We start from the raw sequence: 19,082 nt of genomic DNA on the forward strand, positions 1-19,082 counted from the left end.
TTTGCCAGCTTTCGGCTTGTTTTCTTATTCGACGGAGTTGGCGCGTATACCGTCAGGGGTGGCCGCCGACCACGCGACGGATGATAGCTGCGGCATCTGTCACATCGCCGTCCGACACCCAGGCGACAAACTGATCGGGCCGGACCAGAATCAGCGTCGCCTGGTAGAATTTTCGCACTTCCGCGCTGTCGTCCCTGATCAGCGTGAGCGGCACTCCGCTCGCTTCGGCCGCGGACCTGATTTCAGTGACGGCAGCGTCCGGCGCGCCGAGATCGAGCAGCGTAAAACCGGCGCCCAGTTCCTCGAAGACATTGCGGCTAGATGCGAGCTGGCGCGGCGCCAGGTGATGTCCGGCCCGGGCTGCGAATTCATGCGACCCGATCGCGCTGCAGGTGGCATCTGGCTGACCCGCGACGATGGAGGAGCCCTCGTAATTCGGCTCGAACGAATTGACCTCGGAACGCGCACCGGACGAGCGCGCCAGCCATTCGGCTTCAAATGCAGCCTTGTCGATCGCGGGATCGAATTTGGCCAAAAACTCCCTGTCGCTCTGGATCGCCTTCTCGATAAAGTCCCGCGCGGTCGAGGCGAACACCGGCCGCCGTTCCTCGCCGTAGGAATCCAGGAGATGTGCTCCGGCCCAGCCTTGCAGCGCCGCGGCAAGCTTCCAGCCGAGATTGGCGGCGTCTTCGAGGCCGGTGTTGATGCCGTAGCCGCCATAGGGCGGATGGCTATGCGCAGCGTCGCCGGCGATGAGGACGCGCCCGATGCTATATTGATCTGATATCGCGACGCGCAGATCCCAGAAGCCGATGTGCTCGAATTCGACGTCAAACTCCTCGCCGACCGCCGAATACAGATAGCGGGGAAAATCGAAATTGTCTTTGGTGGTGCCGAGCGGCACCGGCGCGTGGAAGAACCAGGTGCTGCCGAGATCGACGCGGCCGAAGAACTTCCAGTAGCCCTCTAGCTCCGGATGCAGCACATTGTAGAATGACTTGTTGGGAAAGCGCTCGAGCAACTTGTGCAGACCGGTCGAGCGGAACACCAGCAGCACCATCAGCCGGTCGTGGTCGGTCAGGGTCTGTGTGATGCCAGTGGCCTCGCGCACCAAAGAGCGACTGCCGTCACAGCCGACCACATAATCCGCCCGCAATGTGCGACGACGGTCGCTGTTGCGCTCGGCCACTGTCACCTGCACGCCATCCGTGTCCTGCTCGATGCCGGAAGCGCTCCAGCCGTATATAGTCTCGACACCTTGCAACTGGCTCAGGCGCTGCCGCAGCACCGCTTCGGTGGCATATTGCGGCAGCCGTTCGTTGTCGGTGAAGTAGTAGGGCCGCACCAGCTCGCGCTGCAGCCAGTCATATCTGTAGCCGCTTAGCAGCGTGCCGTACGACGTCATGCCGCCGATGCCGTAGTCGCGCGGGATGGTCCGCGCCGCGCGAAGCTCCGCCTCCGCGCCCCAGAAGTAAAAGTGCTCAAGGGTACGCTGGGTCAGGTTCTGACCCTTCGGGATCGGTTGCGGACTATTGTAGCGCTCGACCAGAACGCACCTGACACCACGCTGGCCGAGATCGATCGCAAGACCAAGACCGACCGGCCCGCCTCCGACGATGACGACTTGCGCTGGGGATTCGGTGGGCGTGCTCATCTTGGCTTCTTGCGATTGGCGTGAGTCGTCCGCCCGGCGATGGGCCGCGGGCACGGCGAAATGAAATCAGGACCGTCGCCAAGTCAAGGATAATCTCATAATGTAAGATTATACTTCATATTTTCGGCCTCACCGAGGCCTGATCCGCCGAGATCTGCAGCGCCACGCGCCGGACCTCGGCGCCGATCTGATCGATCTGGGCGCCGGTCACGAGGTTGCCGGCAATGGTGACGCAGACACTGGCGATCGGGTAGTGCCGGTCGTCGAAGATCGGCGCAGCGATGCCGACCGCACCCGGCGTGACCTCGCCATAGGCGACGGCAAATCCGGCCTTGCGAACCTTCTTCAGGCTTTTCAGGACGTCGGCGGCAGTGTTGCCGAGGCCGACCGAGCGCAGGTCGGCGAGGTTGCGCTCGACCAGCGGCACCAGCCGCGGCCGCGGCAGCAGCGCCATGATCGAGCGCGCGATCGCGCCGCGCCCCAGCGGCATCGGCCGTCCGCGCGGATAGGAACTGATCGGGTTTTTGGTGGAGGATTCAGAGGCGACACAGAGGATCTTGTTGCCGTACCAGCGCAAAACCATGGCGGTGCAGGAATGGGCCGCCGTCAGCTCTTTCAGATAGGGTACACCGTGCAGCACCAGCGGATCGGAGCGCCGCGTCAGATAATCCATCTCGACGACCTTGGGCCCCAGCGTGACGCCGGAATTGCGGGTCGACATCAGGAAGCCGGCATCTTTCAGGATCTTCAGATAGCGGTAGAGCGTCGGCCGGCTATAGCCGAGCTCGCGCATCAAATCCTCGGGCGTCCATTCCAGGCGCTCCTCGGAAAACACCTCGAGAACCGCCAGCACCCGTTCCAGGCTGTTCGTCGGCTTCATGCCTCAGGCCGCATGGTCTGACATCGCTCCACTTTCGGCTCGCGGCCTCGCACCTGCTTACGGCGATACTTTTCCGGTCTGACAGAATCAATCTTGAACTGGCGCGCGATCAGCGCATAATACATCAAAATCTCATATTGAGAGATTTTGTTAGGATGTAACCGCGGGCGGACCACCCGCTGGCATGAACGGGGGATATCGTGGCGACCGATTCCGCAAGTTGCACGCATTCGCGCCGCACGGTGCTGGGAATCTTGGCCGCGGCCTTTGCCGCAATAACGCCAAGCCTGGCCCAGGGGCAGTCGCAGCAAACAATCCGGCTCAACGTTCCGTTCTCGCCAGGCACAGGGCCCGATCTACTCGCGCGTATCCTCAGTGAGGAATTGCGGCAGCGCTGGAACCAACCTGTCATCGTGGAGAACAAGGCTGGTGCGAGCGGCAACATTGGCACGGATGCAGCGGCGCGCGCTGCTCCGGATGGCAACACGCTTCTAGTGACCGTCAATACTTTTGTGATGAATGCGAGCCTTTATCGCTCGATCCCGTACGATCCAGAGAGGAGCTTCGCGCCGATCGTGGAGATCGCGACCGGCGTTCTTGCGCTCGTTGTGCATCCTTCGATCAACGTCAACAACTTCCCTGAACTGATCGCAGTTGCTCGCAGCAAGCCGGGCGAGATCAACTATGCTTCCCCGGGTCGGGGAACACCGCAGCATCTCGCCATGGAGCTCCTGAAGCTGACGGCGAAAATCAACCTGACACACATTCCTTATCCGGGTTCTGCGGGCGCCGTGAAAGATCTCGCGGGCGGACATGTCTCAGCCATGTTCTTGCCGATCCATACCGCGCTTCCTCTCGCGGAAGCGGGGCAAATCCGTATCCTAGCCGTCGGCAGCCAAGCTCGGGCGCCGCAGGCGATGCATGTGCCGACGTTGGCGGAACTTGGCGTGACCGATTTCGATGTCGATTTGTGGTATGGCGTTCTTGTTCCGGTCGATACACCGAAAGCGATCGTTGACCGCTACAATGCGGTTTTCAACGAGATACTGGCGCAGCCTGGCGTTCGGGCCGTACTCGACAAGCAAGGCTTGATCGCTCAAGGCGGCTCGCCTGAGCGCCTGGCAGAACTGATCGCCAGGGACCGCATGCGCTGGGCCAAAGTCGTCAAGGATGCCCAGATCACTTCAGAATAGCTTGAACGAGACTCTCCGGGGCTTTTTCTTGCCCATGTCGACCTTGAGTCAAAAGCTGGCTTAGGAGGAACGGCTGTTTTTGGCGACGGTCCTGCTGGCATCCATAAGAAAGAGTAGCAAGCTGTGAAAAATGCCGGAAAACCCAAAATCATCGTAGCCGGCGGCGGCATAGGCGGGCTGACGGCGGCGCTTTCCCTCATCAAGCGTGGCTTCGAGGTCGAGATTTACGAGCAGGCGCAGATCCTTCAGGAGATCGGGGCCGGTGTGCAGATCAGCGCCAACGGCATGCTTGTCCTTCACGAACTCGGCCTCGCTACTCGCGTCATGGAAGAGGCCGCGCATCCGGAGCGGCGTGAAATTCGGATGTGGAATACCGGCCAAGCATGGACCGCTTTCGATCTCGGCGCCGTGTCGGTGCAGACCTATGGTCACCCCTACGTCACGATGTTCCGGCCGGACCTGCTGGGTATCCTGTCGGATGCGGTGACGACGGCTGTCCCCGGCGCACTTCGTCTGGGACATAGGACTGTCGGATGCGAGACCGTAGGAGCGCGCGTAATCCTGCGGTTCGACGACGGCAGCACCGCCGAAGGCGACGCGCTGATTGGCGCCGACGGAATCCACTCCGTGATCCGTGCAGGACTGCATGGCTCGGACAACGCTGAATTCACGGGTCTCGTTGCATGGCGCGGCGTCATCCCGATGGCGGACCTGCCGCCCCGCCTAGCACGTTCAGTCTCGTCGAACTGGGTCGGGCCCGGCCGACACGTCGTGCAGTATCCCTTGCGGCGCGGAACGCTGATGAACTTCGTAGGCGTCGTCGAACGCGAGGACTGGCACGAAGAGTCCTGGACGACGCCGGGTTCGCATGCGGACATGCTCGCCGACTTCGCTGGATGGCATGAAGACGTACAGACGCTCATCGCAGCCATTCCCCAGCCTTATCTCTGGGCATTGAAACTGCGCCGTCCTCTTCCGTCGTGGTCGGTGGGTCGCGTCACGCTGCTCGGCGACGCTTGCCATCCGACACTGCCGTTCCTCGCACAAGGCGCCGTCATGGCGATCGAGGACGGCTACATCCTGTCTCGAGCGCTCGAGGCGCACGGCATGGACGTTGCCGCGGCATTCCGCGCCTATGAATCGGCGAGGTACGAACGCACATCCCGCGTCGTCAACGGATCGGCCGACAACACGAAACGCTTTCACAATCCATTGCTGGGAGATCCGGCGACGGCGCAGGCCTATGTGGAGCGCGAGTGGGCGGAAGACCGCCTGCGGGAGCGTTACGACTGGATGTACAGATACGATGCTACCGCCGTCCCCGTGTGAAATCGGTGCAATGCTTCGCGCTGTCGTGGAGCGGCACCTGGAGAAGGTCGCACTCGCTGCAAAGAGCGCGCCCGGTTTCGACGTCGACCAGGCGCGGTCGGACGACAAGCGGGCATTGTGGACCTACGCCTTGCTCGATGCCCAGGGCGCCCCACCGCCATCGTCCGCGCGGTGGATCGTATCCGCATGACCTCCGATGGACTTTCGGAGGCCGACATCGAGGCCGTGCAGCGTCATTTGGCCATGCTTCAGAAGAACGCCCTTGTGCCGGCGAAGCATCATATCCTCCGGCAAATGATCGACGGCGTGGAGGCCCCGCCGACCGCCATGAATATGAGTGTGGCCCAAGGGACCTACTTCGACGGAATGAAACTTGCGCTGGCCGAGATCGACCGTCGTTATGGCGGCCAGCGCGTCGAGGATGGCGGCTTGGAGCGATGGTCGATGATGTGATCTTCGATAACGGAGACGTTCCGTATAACGGAGACGTTCCGTATCTCCACATTGCCAAAATTGAACGCAGGCGGATCAAGAAGGTCCAGTCCCAGCGCAACGTTCCGTTGCATCCGGAGGCACGGGTAGCGTCAATCGTTTTCCCGCCATCTCCCTTCACCCCGCCATCTCCCTTCACCCAGCCATCTCCCTTCACGACGAGGTCGTCCGGACGAGGTGTTCGGACAGGAATTAGGTCCGGAGTAACTATCGACCAACTCGCGCTATCGTCGGCGACGCCCTCTGGTTCGCGCCGCTTTCTTGGCGGCGGCAGAGCGGCCAGCGGCGCCTTTTGTCTTTACGGCTTTCCTGGCTGCGGCAGAACGAGCTGAGGCGGTGCGGCGCGAGGCGGCACGACGCGTTTGCTTCGAGAGCGCGGTGCGCGACGCCGTGCTGCGCGGTTCGCGCTTAAGGACCCGTGACACGGCACGCGAGACGCGCGGTCGGCGTCGGGGCTTTCGCTTGCCCTGGCCTGCCTCATACGCGTACTCGGCGCTTTTGCGGGTGCTCGCCTTGGCCTTGCCTTTCCGTGGCGGGCGAAGAGCAACGCCTGCGCGCCTCGCTTTGGATAGGCCAATGGCAATGGCCTGCTGCGGCGATCTCGCCCCATGTTCGCCGCGGCGAACCTTGCGGATCTCCTCATGCACAAATTCGCCCGCCTGAGTGGTGGTTGATTTGCCCGCGCGCTTGTCCTTCCGGGCCTTCTCCACGGTTCGTCGCTCTGGCATGACTATTCCTCCATAGTGCCCTCAAGCGTAACGCCGTACCTCGCAAAAGGTCCCTGAACGCTGCGCGGGGTGTGAACGCCGCAGCCGCGCCATTGCCTAACATGCCGCGCACGTGCTTATCGGAACAACATCGAGCAACTCTGGCCGATCCGGGCAGAGTCGGCGGCGCGACCTTGCGCGCAACTATTTCTCGCCTTCGAGTCAACCCATCACGAGATGCTCAGCGAGCACCGTCCAAGACCTCGGCAACTTCCAGGACCTCGGCAACTTCGTAAAGGTGTGGGTCAATTTGGTCGGTCAAATCGTCAAGCTTCCCCCAGACCTTGCGAAAATCCGGCGATTGGTGAGCCTGCTGCAGGAGTTGACGGTTTTGCCATTGGACGTAGTTGACAATGCGTCGTCCATCGAGACTGCGATGCAGGCTGATTGAGACAAAGCCCGGCTGGCGCGCCATGAAACGCGCTCGCTCTGCCATCATTGACAGAACCTCAGCCTGCTTTTCCGGCTCGGCATCAACCACCGTGATCTGCGTGATCGTCTGAGTGTTGATCTGAATATTGGGCATGATGTCTCTCCTTTCTCGGGCGATTTTCCGCCGCGCATCGCAGTGATCTGGCATTTCGGTAGTCTCGGATCCTGAACTCATCGATCAATCTCTCCGGACACGATATCGAGCGATCCGATGATGGCGGAAACGTCGGCCAGCATGTGGCCGAGCCGGTCGAAATACGGCAGCGCCTGCAGATAGGTTTTGTGCTCGATAAGTTTTTCAGTGCCGCGACGGAGCAGGCCGATGTGGGGATAGACGCGCTGGACCACCTCGCCGTCAAGCTCCAGAACCAGGCGCAACACCCGTGTGCCGCCGGGTGTTGCGGTCCGAAATTGATCGTGAAATTGCGGAGCGCAGCCTCGGCCATGCGGATTTCCTTCGCTTCGCTGGAACTGAAACGCCCGGGTACCTTCATCTGTTCCGCAAACGCGCCGACCGGCGGAACGTATGAAGTGTGGTCTTGTCTATTGCGCGATCGAAATGACGCCGATGCCGCGCAACAACGCTGAGCGTTTCGGCTTTGCACTGCGTGCGTCACCGGCCAGTCTGCGTGATGACTGTCGCGGGATATCGTACGCCAAAATGGCGCCGGCCTTTTACGGTCAGCGATTGACCAGCGGAAAGACTATACGGCGGCCGTGCCGCTCGCCGGCGAGCCAGGAACCCGCGTAGCGACCGCTCTAACGCTACTCCATCTGGAACTCGGGCACGCCCTGAGCATTATGCTTTCGGCCACTCAAGCATGACGAGGCCTAATGCCATGTATCTCCGGCTGGAGCGTTCGTGCGTGGTTGTCGTCCTTTGCGCCTGTGTTGTCCTGACCGCAATGGCGGAAGCGCGATCTGGGGAATTTCACGGCAAGCAATCGATTGCTGGCGACGGCCGTCACATCGACTACGGCGGGCTGCTATTTCATGGCAATTACTGTGGTCCGGGTAGCCGACCAGGAACTCGGCCTGTTGATGCTGTGGATGCTGCCTGTATGCGTCACGACGCCTGCGGGCGTTTCAATGCCCTCCCGAGCTGCGCCTGCAATGCGAGACTTCAATATGAAGCAGCAGCGATTGCGCGCAATCCCGCACAACGGCCGGATATTCAATTCCTGGCTTCCATCACGGCGGCCGGTGCTGGCTTATTGCTATGTCAGCCATCCTCACAAGTTTCTCGCGATCTGACCGGTTTTCCGGCGATTGATTCATATCGACTAAATGGATCTCAGGAATGGAAACGCGGCCTAAGACATCATCATTTGACACGCTGATCAGCGAAAGGTGGACATCATGGCGACATGTGAAACCTGCGGCAACGACTACGACAAAGCCTTTCAGGTCACGATGAACGGCAAGGCACATACCTTTGATAGCTTCGAATGCGCCATTCATGCGCTCGCACCAACCTGCAATCATTGCGGAATCCGCATCGTCGGGCATGGCCTCGAGAAGGCCGGCACATTTTTTTGTTGCGAGCATTGTGCCGAAGGCGAAGGCGTTAAAGGTCTGCGCGATCGGATCTAGCCCGGGCGATCTGTGTGGGGTCGGGCCCGGTTAGTGGCCTCTCAGCATGGTCTGGACAATTTCCTCGACCGCATGCGGTGAAATTCCCAGCCGTTCAAATCCCGGCATTTCCGGTGATTGCATATTGTCGACTTGCATGAGCGCTACTTGATGACGAGTAATTGGCGGGCTCGGCAATATTGCCAAGATCCGCGACAATGCGTGCCACGCGGCGAAGGGAACGGGGAGAAGAATAGGTTTAACTCCGGCTGCGCGCGCGAGGGCTCTGACGAGCTCCTTATAAGAGTAGACGCGCGGGCCGCCGCACTCGAACGTGGCACCCGTTGCGGACCCTTGCAATACCTGCGCAATCGCTTCTCCCACGTCTTCCACGTAGGCCGGCTGTAATCTCGTCAGTCCTTGTCCGAACATTGGATAAACGGGGAAGCGCCGGAGGAGCGTGATTATAGCGGTAATGAACGTGTCATCTGGGCCGAACATTACAGCCGGGCGAACGACGGTCGCTCCGGCAAACGCTGCCCGGACTGCCGACTCGCCCTCGCCGCGTTTGCGGATGTAGAGCGATGACGAGGTCGCATCGGAGCCGATTCCAGAAATGTGTACGAGCCGTTTGACTTCGGCTTGTTGCGCCTGCGCCGCTATGCGGTGGGCAGCTTCGACATGTACGGAATGAAACGTCGCCCGTCCACGCTCGACATAAAGACTAACTGCATTCACCACGCCATAAGCGCCGGCAACAGCTCTGGCGATCGATGGCTCGCTATGGATGTTCACTTCGATCGATTCGATCTGGGAATCGTCGGACCCAAACAGCTCCCGGCCTCGATCGGGATGTCTCGACGCCACGCGAACGGGAAACTCGTGCCTGCGTAGATGCCGGACTGCTCGGCGGCCAAGAAAGCCGGTCCCGCCAAACACGACGACAATTTTACCTGTCTGGCTGCGACCGTTCACATTCTCCACCGACCACGACGGTTGTTAGCTACGGCGCCCCGATATCGCGTACGCCATGCGCTTATTGGCGATCATCTGTCACATAGCAATCTCTAGAGATGAGGTTTCAGCTATCAGCTGATGGTGACCCTCGTCCACCTTGCCGAACCGCGAGTTCGCCGGTAGCTGCAGGACGCTCGCGCGCTGATCCTCTCTGAGCCTCGTCACGAGGACGATCCTGCCGTTGGCAAGCTCGAGTGCGTCATGATGCACGTGCGGTTGGCGGGAGGCGACTCGTCGAAACCGGGCAAGCTGTTCGCCTTGCATGCCAAATCCGAAACTCGGGAAGAGAGGAGCGAAGGCATGGACGGTCTCGATTTCGCGTTCAAAGGAGAGTTCGGTACCTGGGAGAATGCAGACTGCCACCCCCGGTTCGCCCACCGCCGCGAAGCCCCGCGTTTCGGTCCCGGGAAATCGGGTTGAAATTAGCCGGTCGCCCACCTTGGCGGCCCGCGATCCGACAGCGTGAAGACTATAATCACACATCGAGCATTCTCCCTGGAGACGGATAAACGTCGCCTGCGAAAAATGGTTTCCCGTGCAATCAGATCGGCCAACCGGAGTGAGCCTCCGTCAAGCCAATCCCGGCCAGTATCTTCACCACTCCGTTCGCCGATCCTGACTTGGAAGATGGTGCGGGAAGCTCGCCAAAATGCACAAACGCAAGGAATGATCGTTCGGTCGAGTTCAGGCACGTTTGATGGACAACAGCGCAAGTGTGAGTGAAACGAATCCGGCGAGTTTGATGCCGGCGATGATCATGTGGCCGTTTTCCCAATGTACCCGGATCGTTTCAAAATCCCGTGGAATTGGCCCCGGCGTCCAGGTCGCCATAACATCATTGGCCGGTTTGACGATCACAAACCAGGCGACCATTGCTTCAGACGCGGAATAGATTCGAGCACATCAGCAGAGGATGGTCCAAGGCTTAAAGCTGCGATCGTGACGGCGAGCACCGCCCAGAACAGCATAAATCCGTAAGTCATGACTGCCATAACAGCTGGCAAGCCGAGTTGCTCCACGTTCATGGCCCAAAGGACGGGTGCACCACGAAGAACCGGTGCATCACGGCTCGTAAATCAAACTGCGGCCCGCAGCGCACCTCGCGAGCGAAATGGAATCGCTCGGTAGTGTTTGCAAATTGTCCGCCGAATGGCCGTCGTACCTCCGAGGCGCGCCTCCAACGCTGGCGCGCCTCCAAAGCGCCGCTAAACGGGCTTTACCAGTCTGGGCCGATGCCGAAGCTGAACCCCGGCCCATAAACGCCTATGCCCGGCCTGCGATAATAGCCGCGATCGTAGTCGTCATAGTACCGCGGAGTTGCATAGTAACCATCTCTGATCACCCGACGATCACTCCGGGTATTCCAACATCGGCCGGTGTCGTCACAGATTAGCCGTGCTTGATGAAGGAGGGGAGAACCGCCTCCGGTTTGAATCTCGTCGGCCGCATATGCATTCGAGGCTATGAGGGCACCGGCGCCGGCGAGCAATGTCAGTGTCAGTTTTCTCATGTCCATCTCCTCTGGGTGGAAACCCGAAAATGGAAACGCCTCAACCAGGGACGGCGTTCCAGCAAGCGGCCCAAATCAAAAATGTCGCCAGACCGTAATGTTTCCAGACCGTAATGTTTAATGTTTCCTGCCGGGCGCGATGCCCGATCATTTGGAAGCATTGCGCTCCATCAGCAGCAGCCATGCATTGGCGAAAGGCTGAGGGGTGGGGTGCGCAATTCAGCCTGCTTACGCGCAATCGCCACTATTTGCTTTGGAACCACTTCGGCAGGCGCCAGTTCGCCCAGTGATGAGCGATATACAAGTCAGGCGGTTGCCAGTCGTCAGTCGAAACAAGCGCCTCGTAGGTATCATGTCGCTGGCTGATGCCGCGATGAAATACGACCCAGCGGCAACAGGCGCCGCTATGTGCGGCGTAGTCGAGCCCGCGCGGTTCTCACGTCTCGTCCGCGTAAGAGAGGGATTGCGCCGCTGCATCCTGCAAGGGTTCGGCTGCCAAAAGCACATGGAATCCGGAAGCCGAAAGTACGGAAACTGATTCCGTGCGCCTCGGCTGAGATGAGAGAGTTGACCACTTGATGCCATCGGGTGCTGGAGGCCTCCGGTCAGGTCTGGATTTGGTGTTTGGAGAAAGCTCATGGCCGAAAAACGTACCGCCGGTAAGATGCGCCGCGCCATTCTTGCTGCCTCTATTCTTTCGATCGGAATTCTCGGAGCAGGAACGGCTGCCTGGCTGGGCGGATCGAGTGCCTGGAGAGAACTGCACTCCTGGTACAATCCCGCGGTTGGCTTTCAATCCGCCGCCCTGCCAGTGGGCTTTGAAGATCTCGTGGACCGCATCAAGCCGACGGTCGTGGGGGTGCGCGCGAAGGTAGAGCAAGATGCCGAGGACGAGGAGCGGCCTTCCGGTCGCGACGCGCCCTCGAAGCGTTCCGATGTGCCGATGGGCGGCCGACAGCCCCGTACCGCCACCACTCTCGGGTCAGGCTTCTTCATATCATCGGATGGATACGCCATGACGACCAGCCATCTGGTCAGGGGCGGCGAAAAAATTGAGGTCATCACCGACGACGGCAGGAGTTACCCTGCCAAGCTGGTTGGCGCCGACCCGAAAACGGATCTCGCGCTGCTCAAGATAGAGGGCGAAAAGGAATTCCCCGTTGCCCAGATCGCCGACAAGGCGCCTCGGATCGGCGCGCGGGTTCTTGCCGTCGGCAACCCGTTTGGACTCGGCGGAACGGTGACGGCTGGAATTGTCTCGGCCCGTGCGCGCGACATCCTTGGTCCCTACAACGACTTCATCCAAATCGATGCGCCGGTCAATCAGGGCAATTCCGGTGGACCGACCTTCGATGTCAGCGGCAAAGTGATTGGCATCAACAGTGCAATATTTTCGCCGACGGGCGGCTCGGTCGGTGTCGGCTTTGCCATTCCAGCGGAAACGGTCAAGACGATTGCGGACCGACTCAAACAGAAGGGTATCGTCTCCCGTGGCTGGATCGGCGTCGAGGTTCAGTCGGTGAGTCCCGACATCGTGGACGGTCTCGGTCTCAACAAACCGGTCTACGGCGTCTTGGTCGCCGAAATCCAGCCGGACAGCCCGGCTGCGAAAGCCGGCATCGCGCCGGGCGACGTCATCACTTCTGTTGCGGGCCAGCTAGCCAGCAATGATCGCGACTTGATAAGGAGAGTCAGCGATATGCCCCCCGGAAAATCAATCGAGGTCGGCCTGATCCGTCAAAACGAGCAAAAAAATGTCAACGTAACGCTGGGCGAACTCCCTGTTCCTCGCAATGAGAGCCGCTCGATTGCTGAAAAATCGAAATCACCGACGGCAGATGGCGATAAGCCAAACGTCGGATTGACCCTGATGCCTGCGGAAAACTTTGGCCCTGGTGTCCGAGGTGTCATCGTCGCCGATCTTGATCCCGGAGGTGTTGCGGCTGAGAGCGGACTTTCGACCGGGGATGTTATTCTCGACGTAGGCGGCAACGCCGTGAAGGCTCCTGTCGACTTCTACAAGGCGCTGACTGAGGTTCAAAGCAAGGGTAAGCGCATCGCATTGGCGCGGGTAAAGTCAAGCCAGGCAACGCGGTTTGTCGCTATTCCCGTCAATTGACGGATTGAACGTCGCGGCGGGCACATGACTGAGAGTCGAGGGCCGGCCGCCGAGGATCCCGGAGGCCTAATTTACGGACGCTCAGATTGGCGCGCGTTGCAGGAGTTCCTGTACTTCCTTGTCGTCCACTTGGTGAAAATCTTCATAGTAGATGCCCACCGCCGTGAAATCCTCGGGCGTTGCCAGGCACACCATGTCATCGCATTCGGCACGAAGCATCTCGACCGTTTCCGCGGGCGCCACCGGCGTCGCGAGGACGACGCGCGCGGCGCCCTCGGCGCGAACGGCCTGAAGTGCGACCCTTGCGCTCGCGCCCGTGGCAATGCCGTCATCAACGACGATGGCACTGTGTCCGGCGACGGAAACGTGCGGCCGGTCGCTCAACCAGAGGCGCCTGCGGCGTTCGATCTTCGCGAGTTCGGCTTCGACGATCCTCGCGAGCTCGGACTTGGATACACCAGCCGTACGCACGACGTCCTCGTTGATGACTGTGCGGGGCCGCGCGCCGTCGATCACTGCCCCGGCCGCAAGTTCGGGATGCCACGGCACGCCGATCTTGCGCACCAGCAACAGATCAAGTGGCGCATGCAGCGCGTGTGCGACCTCGATGCCGACGGGGACGCCGCCACGCGGCAGCGCGAGGACCAGCGGTTGGGCGTGCTCCAGATATCCAAGTTTTTGCGCCAGTTGCCGGCCAGCATCGCTACGGTCGCGGAACAGATGGTGATTCATGATGGCCGCGTTACTCTCAAATGAGTTTCGAGCCAGCGGCTCGCCAGACCTGCTTCAGCGCGCCCGGCTCCTAAAAGGTGAGTCGGCCCGGCACAATGCTGAGCTGCTTTTCAGCAGGCACTAGTTCAAGCGCGCGGCAGCCGATCGCCACGGCGACTCCGCTGTCACGATGAGGTGGCGCCGGCACCTGTGCTGGCGCCAAATTGCCCCGACAGGCGCATTTGCGCTGATCTTCGCGCTGGCCACGGCAGTCTGCCTCATCAGGGATCATATCGTGACATCGATAGTTATTCCTTGGCCTTATCAGCAACGCAATGACGCCCGGCGGTGTTCCATCAGGAGCTCGTCCGCGGAGCATCCGTTGAGTACCTTGGCAAGGCGGTGTGCAGATGTCTGAAACGCAGAATCCGGGACCTCAACATTCGGATGGTTCCCGAACCTATCCCGGCGAGAAGGCACGGCAGGGCGAGATCATCCTGCGCAAGCCATGGATGCGTGTGGTTTTCATAGCCGGCCTTGTGGGTTGCGTTCTTCTGGCCCTGGGCATTCGCATCGCTGCGGGGCTCTGATGCATTCACCCTCGAGGCCAGCCGTGCCGAAGAAGGAGAAGGCATCGCCGGCTGCTGCGCTTCTATGAGGGCGAACGCAAGCTGCGGCCGCTGGCAGACGTCCAATCGTTATATGATAGGCCATTGCACAACGTGCATGACAAGCTCTGTGATGTGCTGCTGTTCGCGAGCTCTCTAAAGGACGCGGGGTGCGGCGCGCGTGATCATCTCTCAGTGGCGTACCTCAGCGCGAAACCAGCGCGAGTTCTATGGTTCGCGCCCGTCGATATTCCTGAAAGGCGGCTATTGCACGGTTCGAAAGCGCCAGCCTGTTTCGCTGACCTTGTTCGATCATTTGTTCAATCTTGCCTATCAGGAACTGATTGACCTCCCCGGGATCATCGATCTCGCCGCTGCGTTCGAGAAACTCCCAGGCGATCTGCTTCGCTTCCGTAAGTAGCTGCGGATTGGCATCGTCCTTGAACCATGTCGACATCGTCTTTCCTCGACCGTTGATCGAGGAACTAGCCGGACCAGGCTTGGTTCCTAAATATCGCTGTCACGGAAAAGATTTGCACGCCGGGACGGAGTTTAGGAACGACATGGACGGCAGCTCGTTATTTCGACGGAGCCAGTAGCTTTGGAAAGGAGAAATCCCCCGAAGAAGCGAATGCTCTAAGCGCCCCGTCAGTTACTCAGTTAACTGGGCGGGGCCTTTTTTTGCGACCGCGCGCGGTGCCATATCGGGGCTTCGTTCCGGGGAACCAGTTCCCGGCCCGCGCGGTTAGGCCTGACTGGACTGCATGCCAAATCGCTTGAGGTGCTGCGTTGCATGCACAAACTCAGGAGCGTGGGCCGTCCGCGGACACGACGCGACAGCCTGATCGCCACCCGCAACAGACGTCTGAACCCGCGCGCGGCGCTGAAGCCGAGCAAGCGGAGCCATCTCCCGGCAAGCAGTCGTGGCGAGAACGGCTGCACGAGCATTGGATCCTGGCAAGCTTGACGGCATGCGTGCTGTTGATCGCGCTGATTGGCGGAGTTGCGTACTGGTTGCAGGTCCGCCATTTTGAATCGACCGACGATGCGTTCGTGGCTGCGCGCAGCTTTTCGGTCGCGCCGAAAGTGGGCGGCTATGTTGTCGCGGTGCCGGTCACCGATAACCAGCATGTCAATGCAGGCGATCTGTTGGCTCGCATTGACGATCGCGACTACCGAATTGCCGTCGATCAGGCGCAAGCGCAGGTCGCGGTCGCGCAAGCCAACGTCGCCAATATCGACGCGCAGATCGACAGCCAACAGGCACAGATCGATCAGGCCAAGGCGCAGCTCAAACAGGCCGAGGCGCAGCTTCAATTTTCAAGAGAGGAGGCCGATCGCGCCGGGGATCTCGTCCAGAAGGGCGCCGGCACGGTTCAGCGCGCCCAACAGACAAAGTCCGATCTTGAAGCCCAGCAGGCTAACACCAGCCGCGCCAAGGCAGCCGAGATTGGAGCAGAGCTGGGATTGAAAGTGCTGCAAACCCAGCACAAGAGTGCCGAGGCGTCAAAACAACAAGCGGGCGCCCAGCTCGATCAGGCCAGGCTCAATTTGCAATACACCAATGTCCAGGCGGCTCAATCCGGCCGTGTCGTCAAGCTGAGCGGAGCGAAGGGCGCTTTCGCTACCGCGGGGCAAAGCTTGATGATGTTCGTGCCGGATGAAGTCTGGATCACGGCCAATTACAAGGAGACACAGCTTGCCGACATGCGGCCCGGTCAGCCGGTCGAGATCAGGATCGACGCCTATCCGGGTCGCAAGCTCAAGGGGCACGTCGATTCGGTGCAGCCAGGTTCGGGCACCGCCTTCAGCCTGTTGCCTGCGGAAAATGCCACCGGCAATTTTGTGAAGGTCGTGCAGCGTGTTCCGGTCAAGATCGTGGTTGACGACTGGCCGCCCGATATTCCGGTCGGCCCGGGCATGTCGGTCGTGCCCTGGACCAGGGTGCGATGACAGACGTCTCGGACGGAACGAACTCCTCCTGGTCGCCAGAGCGTTCCGCGGCTGGCGGACATAATCCCTATCTCATCGCCTTCGTGGTCTCGATCGCAACCTTCATGGAGGTTTTGGACACCACAATTGCCAATGTCGCGTTGCGTCATATCGCCGGCGGGTTGGCCGTTGGCATCGACGAGAGCACTTACGTCATCACGAGTTATCTCGTTGCCAACGCGATCGTGCTGTCGATTTCGGGCTGGCTGTCTACGGTTATCGGCCGCAAGCGATTTTACATGATTTGCGTGGCAACGTTCGCCTTTGCGTCGTTGTTGTGCGGATTTGCCCGGAGCCTCGAATCTCTGGTTCTATTCCGCATCCTGCAGGGACTTGGCGGGGGAGGGATGGCGACTAGTGAGCAGGCGATTCTTGCCGATTCATTCCCACCCGCCAAGCGCGGCCAGGCCTTCGCCATCTACGGCGTAGCGGTCGTGGTCGCCCCTGTCATAGGTCCGACGCTGGGCGGATGGATCACCGACACCTATTCCTGGCATTGGGTTTTCCTGATCAACGTTCCGATGGGAATGTTGTCGCTGTTCCTTGTCGGGACGCTGGTTAGAGAGCCTTCGGGCGCCGAAGAAGAGCGGCACGAGCTCCTGAAAAACGGTCTGCGTGTCGATTATATCGGCTTCGTGCTGGTCGCGATCGGGCTTGGTTCGCTCGAATTCGTCCTTGACCAGGGACAGCGCAAGGACTGGTTCGGATCCAATATGATCCTCGGATTCGCGCTTGTCTCGGCGTTCTGCTTGCTGGCGCTCATACCGTGGGAATTGACCCGAAAGGATCCAATCGTCGACATCCGGCTGTTGGGACGCCGCCACTTCGGCGCCTGCTTCCTCGTTATGCTCGGCACCGGAGCCGTGCTGATCTCGACGACGCAGCTATTGCCGCAACTGCTGCAGACCGAACTCGGGTACACCGCGATGCTGGCCGGATTGGCCCTTTCGCCCGGTGGGATATTCACGCTGATGATGATGCCGATCGTCGGAAAACTGGTCGGCGTCGTGCAGCCGAAATACCTGATCATGATAGGCGCGTGTATTGTCGCACTTGCGATGTGGCACCTCACCGGCTTGAACAGCGATATCACCTATTCCTACGCTGCGTGGTCGCGCATCTTCCTCGCGCTGGGGTTACCGTTCCTGTTCCTGCCGGTCACGACCGCGTCCTACGACGGCTTGCCGCCGGACAAAACCAATCAGGCGTCAGCTCTGATCAACGTTGCCCGCAACATCGGGGGATCGATGGGAGTTGCGTTGGCGCAGAGTGTCCTGGCGCAGCGTCAGCAGTTCCATCAGAGCCGTCTGATCGAACATGCGGGGCCGTCCGATATCGGTTATCAGCAGACCGTCGATGCCGTGACGCGCTATTTCCAGTCGCAAGGCTCGAACGCCACCGAGGCAACGTCACAGGCGGTCGCGTGGGTGGGCCAAACCTTGCAGCCGCAGGTCGACTTCCTCGCTTATATCGATGTGTTCTGGACACTGGCAATCATCGGCGGTTTGATGATTCCACTTGCACTCATCCTCAAGCCGATCGACTTGAGCGCCAGCGAAAGGGCATTAGAGGTGAGGCTTCAAATCGCTCCTCTACCGACGCTTCGAGCGAAAAGAGGCTAGAATATCAACGTTGCCTTATTAACGCCCTTGCGCAACGCAACGGCATTGCGCTTGATATTCGCAGCCTTTTTCCTCATTTAAGTTGGTGGTGAGAAAAGCGCACGATGTCCTCGTGTCCGGGGATCTTCCTTGGCCGCGGCGGAGCGGATGGCCGAGCCTTTTGTCTTTGCGGCCTTCCGGGCCGCGCCAGAGCGGTCAGAGGCGCGGCGCGTTTGGCTCGAAACGCGGCACACTAAGAATGGTCCCGAGGAACGTCCTTGCGTGCATGCCGCAGCTCACGGCGATGTGCGTGGATCGTGTTCCAAAACTCAGGCGGTATGGCCGGGGTCGAATTCTGAAGGCGTTTTTTTCTTGCGCTGGGGGACCATTTTTGCGGGATCCGGCTTTCCCGGTACTCCCCTTGGTCCGAGTTGCTCTCGCTGGATGTCATCTTCGGACTGCCTTGGCCGTCCGTCGTCAACTTGCCGGCGAATCCTGACGCTTTCGTCGTAGATTTGCCGGCTGGTTTTCCGTTCTGTTGCCATCTGCTCGATCCCTTACTGGAAAAACCTGGGCCGGCGCTCGATCTTCGATTCATCGACGTCGCCTCTTGGTGCCGAAGGGATTAGCTTCCCGAGGACTATCGCCAGGACAACGGCACCCAAAAGACCGGCGATGAAAATGGCGCGACGGCCGGGCGTGTTGAGAATGATTTCACCGCCTCGGGCCTTTTCCGCAGGATACGGCTCCTTCGGCGGTGGCGCGGGTTGGGCCGGACCTTCTCTCACCATGAGACATCTCCGTGAATCAAAGCCCAACCGGCGCAATCGTTCCGGAGCCGTGCCGAGATGTCAAAAAATTGGCCTATTGCGGCCCGAAGGGAGAGGCGGCCCTCGCTGACCGTTATTCCGCGTCTGTTGTCTTCAGAAGTTGCGCGACTTCCATCAATTTTCGGCGCAGGCGTTCATCAGCAATGCCGAAATAGAGTTCGAGGAGTTAGCTGGCGATCGAACGCGCGGGGCGGGACTCGATCGGGCCGTCGCGCTCGCGCCGTTGGTAGCTCAAGCTTCCTCATGACGGATTGGGCCGATCGAGCGGGAAAAACAAATATTCTCAGCACTCAAGCATGGCCGCGATCAGCCATGCAACGCTGCTCCATTCCGGTTGCGTACCCCCCCCACCCAACCAATTGATATTGCTCGTCT

19 protein-coding genes and 1 pseudogene are annotated in these 19,082 nt (G+C 60.2%); 10 read left to right on the forward strand and 10 right to left on the reverse strand.

The window, feature by feature from the left end; translation table 11 throughout:
• Positions 1 to 52: 52 nt before the first annotated feature.
• The 3 genes from V1286_RS06930 to V1286_RS06940 all read right to left on the reverse strand — a co-directional run bounded on the left by V1286_RS06930 (position 53) and on the right by V1286_RS06940 (position 2,659).
• Positions 53 to 1,654 (reverse strand): FAD-dependent monooxygenase, encoded by a 1,602-nt coding sequence (locus V1286_RS06930; protein WP_334478454.1) that lies wholly within the window; start codon positions 1,652 to 1,654, stop codon positions 53 to 55.
• A gap of 115 nt (positions 1,655 to 1,769) precedes the next feature.
• Positions 1,770 to 2,534, reverse strand: a complete 765-nt coding sequence (locus V1286_RS06935) for an IclR family transcriptional regulator (protein WP_334478456.1) — start codon at positions 2,532 to 2,534, stop codon at positions 1,770 to 1,772.
• Complete coding sequence (locus tag V1286_RS06940) at positions 2,531 to 2,659, reverse strand: hypothetical protein (RefSeq protein WP_334478458.1); 129 nt, start codon at positions 2,657 to 2,659, stop codon at positions 2,531 to 2,533. The genes V1286_RS06935 and V1286_RS06940 overlap by 4 nt, the downstream gene beginning before the upstream one ends.
• A 75-nt stretch (positions 2,660 to 2,734) precedes the next feature.
• Between V1286_RS06940 and V1286_RS06945 the strand changes: the two genes are divergently transcribed.
• From V1286_RS06945 to V1286_RS06960, 4 genes are all read left to right on the forward strand, one after another.
• Positions 2,735 to 3,727, forward strand: a complete 993-nt coding sequence (locus V1286_RS06945) for a Bug family tripartite tricarboxylate transporter substrate binding protein (protein WP_334478459.1) — start codon at positions 2,735 to 2,737, stop codon at positions 3,725 to 3,727.
• Positions 3,728 to 3,850: 123 nt separating this feature from the next.
• Complete coding sequence (locus V1286_RS06950; RefSeq protein ID WP_334478461.1) at positions 3,851 to 5,056, forward strand: FAD-dependent monooxygenase; 1,206 nt, start codon at positions 3,851 to 3,853, stop codon at positions 5,054 to 5,056.
• Between the two features lie 10 nt (positions 5,057 to 5,066).
• Complete coding sequence (locus tag V1286_RS06955) at positions 5,067 to 5,246, forward strand: hypothetical protein (RefSeq protein ID WP_334478462.1); 180 nt, start codon at positions 5,067 to 5,069, stop codon at positions 5,244 to 5,246.
• The gene (locus V1286_RS06960) at positions 5,243 to 5,509 is read left to right on the forward strand and encodes a hypothetical protein (RefSeq protein ID WP_334478463.1); all 267 of its coding nucleotides are present in this window, start codon (positions 5,243 to 5,245) and stop codon (positions 5,507 to 5,509) included. Before V1286_RS06955 ends, V1286_RS06960 begins: the two co-directional genes overlap by 4 nt.
• Before the next feature lie 987 nt (positions 5,510 to 6,496).
• Here the strand turns inward: V1286_RS06960 and V1286_RS06965 are convergent.
• Positions 6,497 to 6,841 (reverse strand): antibiotic biosynthesis monooxygenase family protein, encoded by a 345-nt coding sequence (locus V1286_RS06965; RefSeq protein WP_334478465.1) that lies wholly within the window; start codon positions 6,839 to 6,841, stop codon positions 6,497 to 6,499.
• Positions 6,842 to 6,981: 140 nt separating this feature from the next.
• A pseudogene (locus V1286_RS06970) lies at positions 6,982 to 7,193 on the reverse strand (NADH-quinone oxidoreductase subunit D); the annotation flags it as partial.
• Positions 7,194 to 7,586: 393 nt separating this feature from the next.
• Here V1286_RS06970 and V1286_RS06980 point away from each other — a divergent pair.
• Both V1286_RS06980 and V1286_RS06985 read left to right on the forward strand, forming a co-directional pair.
• Positions 7,587 to 8,087, forward strand: a complete 501-nt coding sequence (locus V1286_RS06980) for a hypothetical protein (protein ID WP_334478466.1) — start codon at positions 7,587 to 7,589, stop codon at positions 8,085 to 8,087.
• Positions 8,088 to 8,106: 19 nt separating this feature from the next.
• Positions 8,107 to 8,340 carry a hypothetical protein gene (locus tag V1286_RS06985; protein WP_334478467.1) on the forward strand — a complete coding sequence of 78 codons (234 nt, stop codon included), beginning with the start codon at positions 8,107 to 8,109 and terminating at the stop codon, positions 8,338 to 8,340.
• Positions 8,341 to 8,370: 30 nt separating this feature from the next.
• Here V1286_RS06985 and V1286_RS06990 read toward each other — a convergent pair whose 3' ends face one another.
• From V1286_RS06990 to V1286_RS07000, 3 genes are all read right to left on the reverse strand, one after another.
• Positions 8,371 to 9,294, reverse strand: coding sequence for a complex I NDUFA9 subunit family protein (locus V1286_RS06990; RefSeq protein ID WP_334478469.1), 924 nt, complete (start codon positions 9,292 to 9,294; stop codon positions 8,371 to 8,373).
• A 78-nt stretch (positions 9,295 to 9,372) separates the two neighbouring features.
• Positions 9,373 to 9,819 carry a hypothetical protein gene (locus tag V1286_RS06995; protein ID WP_334478471.1) on the reverse strand — a complete coding sequence of 149 codons (447 nt, stop codon included), beginning with the start codon at positions 9,817 to 9,819 and terminating at the stop codon, positions 9,373 to 9,375.
• Between the two features lie 201 nt (positions 9,820 to 10,020).
• Positions 10,021 to 10,209 (reverse strand): hypothetical protein, encoded by a 189-nt coding sequence (locus V1286_RS07000; RefSeq protein WP_334478473.1) that lies wholly within the window; start codon positions 10,207 to 10,209, stop codon positions 10,021 to 10,023.
• Between the two features lie 1,274 nt (positions 10,210 to 11,483).
• On the opposite strand from V1286_RS07000, the gene V1286_RS07010 reads away from it, so the two are divergent.
• Positions 11,484 to 12,965 (forward strand): trypsin-like peptidase domain-containing protein, encoded by a 1,482-nt coding sequence (locus V1286_RS07010; protein ID WP_334478475.1) that lies wholly within the window; start codon positions 11,484 to 11,486, stop codon positions 12,963 to 12,965.
• A gap of 81 nt (positions 12,966 to 13,046) precedes the next feature.
• Here the strand turns inward: V1286_RS07010 and V1286_RS07015 are convergent, their stop codons facing one another.
• The gene (locus tag V1286_RS07015; RefSeq protein ID WP_334478477.1) at positions 13,047 to 13,697 is read right to left on the reverse strand and encodes a phosphoribosyltransferase; all 651 of its coding nucleotides are present in this window, start codon (positions 13,695 to 13,697) and stop codon (positions 13,047 to 13,049) included.
• 389 nt (positions 13,698 to 14,086) lie between these two features.
• Here V1286_RS07015 and V1286_RS07020 point away from each other — a divergent pair, with 389 nt between their 5' ends.
• A complete protein-coding gene (locus V1286_RS07020) occupies positions 14,087 to 14,266 on the forward strand; it encodes a hypothetical protein (RefSeq protein ID WP_108518767.1) in 180 nt (59 codons plus the stop codon).
• A gap of 223 nt (positions 14,267 to 14,489) precedes the next feature.
• On the opposite strand, the gene V1286_RS07025 is transcribed toward V1286_RS07020, so the two are convergent.
• The gene (locus V1286_RS07025) at positions 14,490 to 14,741 is read right to left on the reverse strand and encodes a hypothetical protein (RefSeq protein ID WP_334478479.1); all 252 of its coding nucleotides are present in this window, start codon (positions 14,739 to 14,741) and stop codon (positions 14,490 to 14,492) included.
• A 494-nt stretch (positions 14,742 to 15,235) separates the two neighbouring features.
• On the opposite strand from V1286_RS07025, the gene V1286_RS07030 reads away from it, so the two are divergent.
• Both V1286_RS07030 and V1286_RS07035 read left to right on the forward strand, forming a co-directional pair.
• Positions 15,236 to 16,237, forward strand: coding sequence for an HlyD family secretion protein (locus tag V1286_RS07030; RefSeq protein WP_417021241.1), 1,002 nt, complete (start codon positions 15,236 to 15,238; stop codon positions 16,235 to 16,237).
• Positions 16,234 to 17,898 (forward strand): DHA2 family efflux MFS transporter permease subunit, encoded by a 1,665-nt coding sequence (locus V1286_RS07035; protein ID WP_334478482.1) that lies wholly within the window; start codon positions 16,234 to 16,236, stop codon positions 17,896 to 17,898. Before V1286_RS07030 ends, V1286_RS07035 begins: the two co-directional genes overlap by 4 nt.
• The last annotated feature ends 1,184 nt before the right edge of the window (positions 17,899 to 19,082 follow it).

This window comes from Bradyrhizobium algeriense (assembly GCF_036924595.1).
Classification (GTDB): Bacteria; Pseudomonadota; Alphaproteobacteria; order Rhizobiales; family Xanthobacteraceae; genus Bradyrhizobium; species Bradyrhizobium algeriense.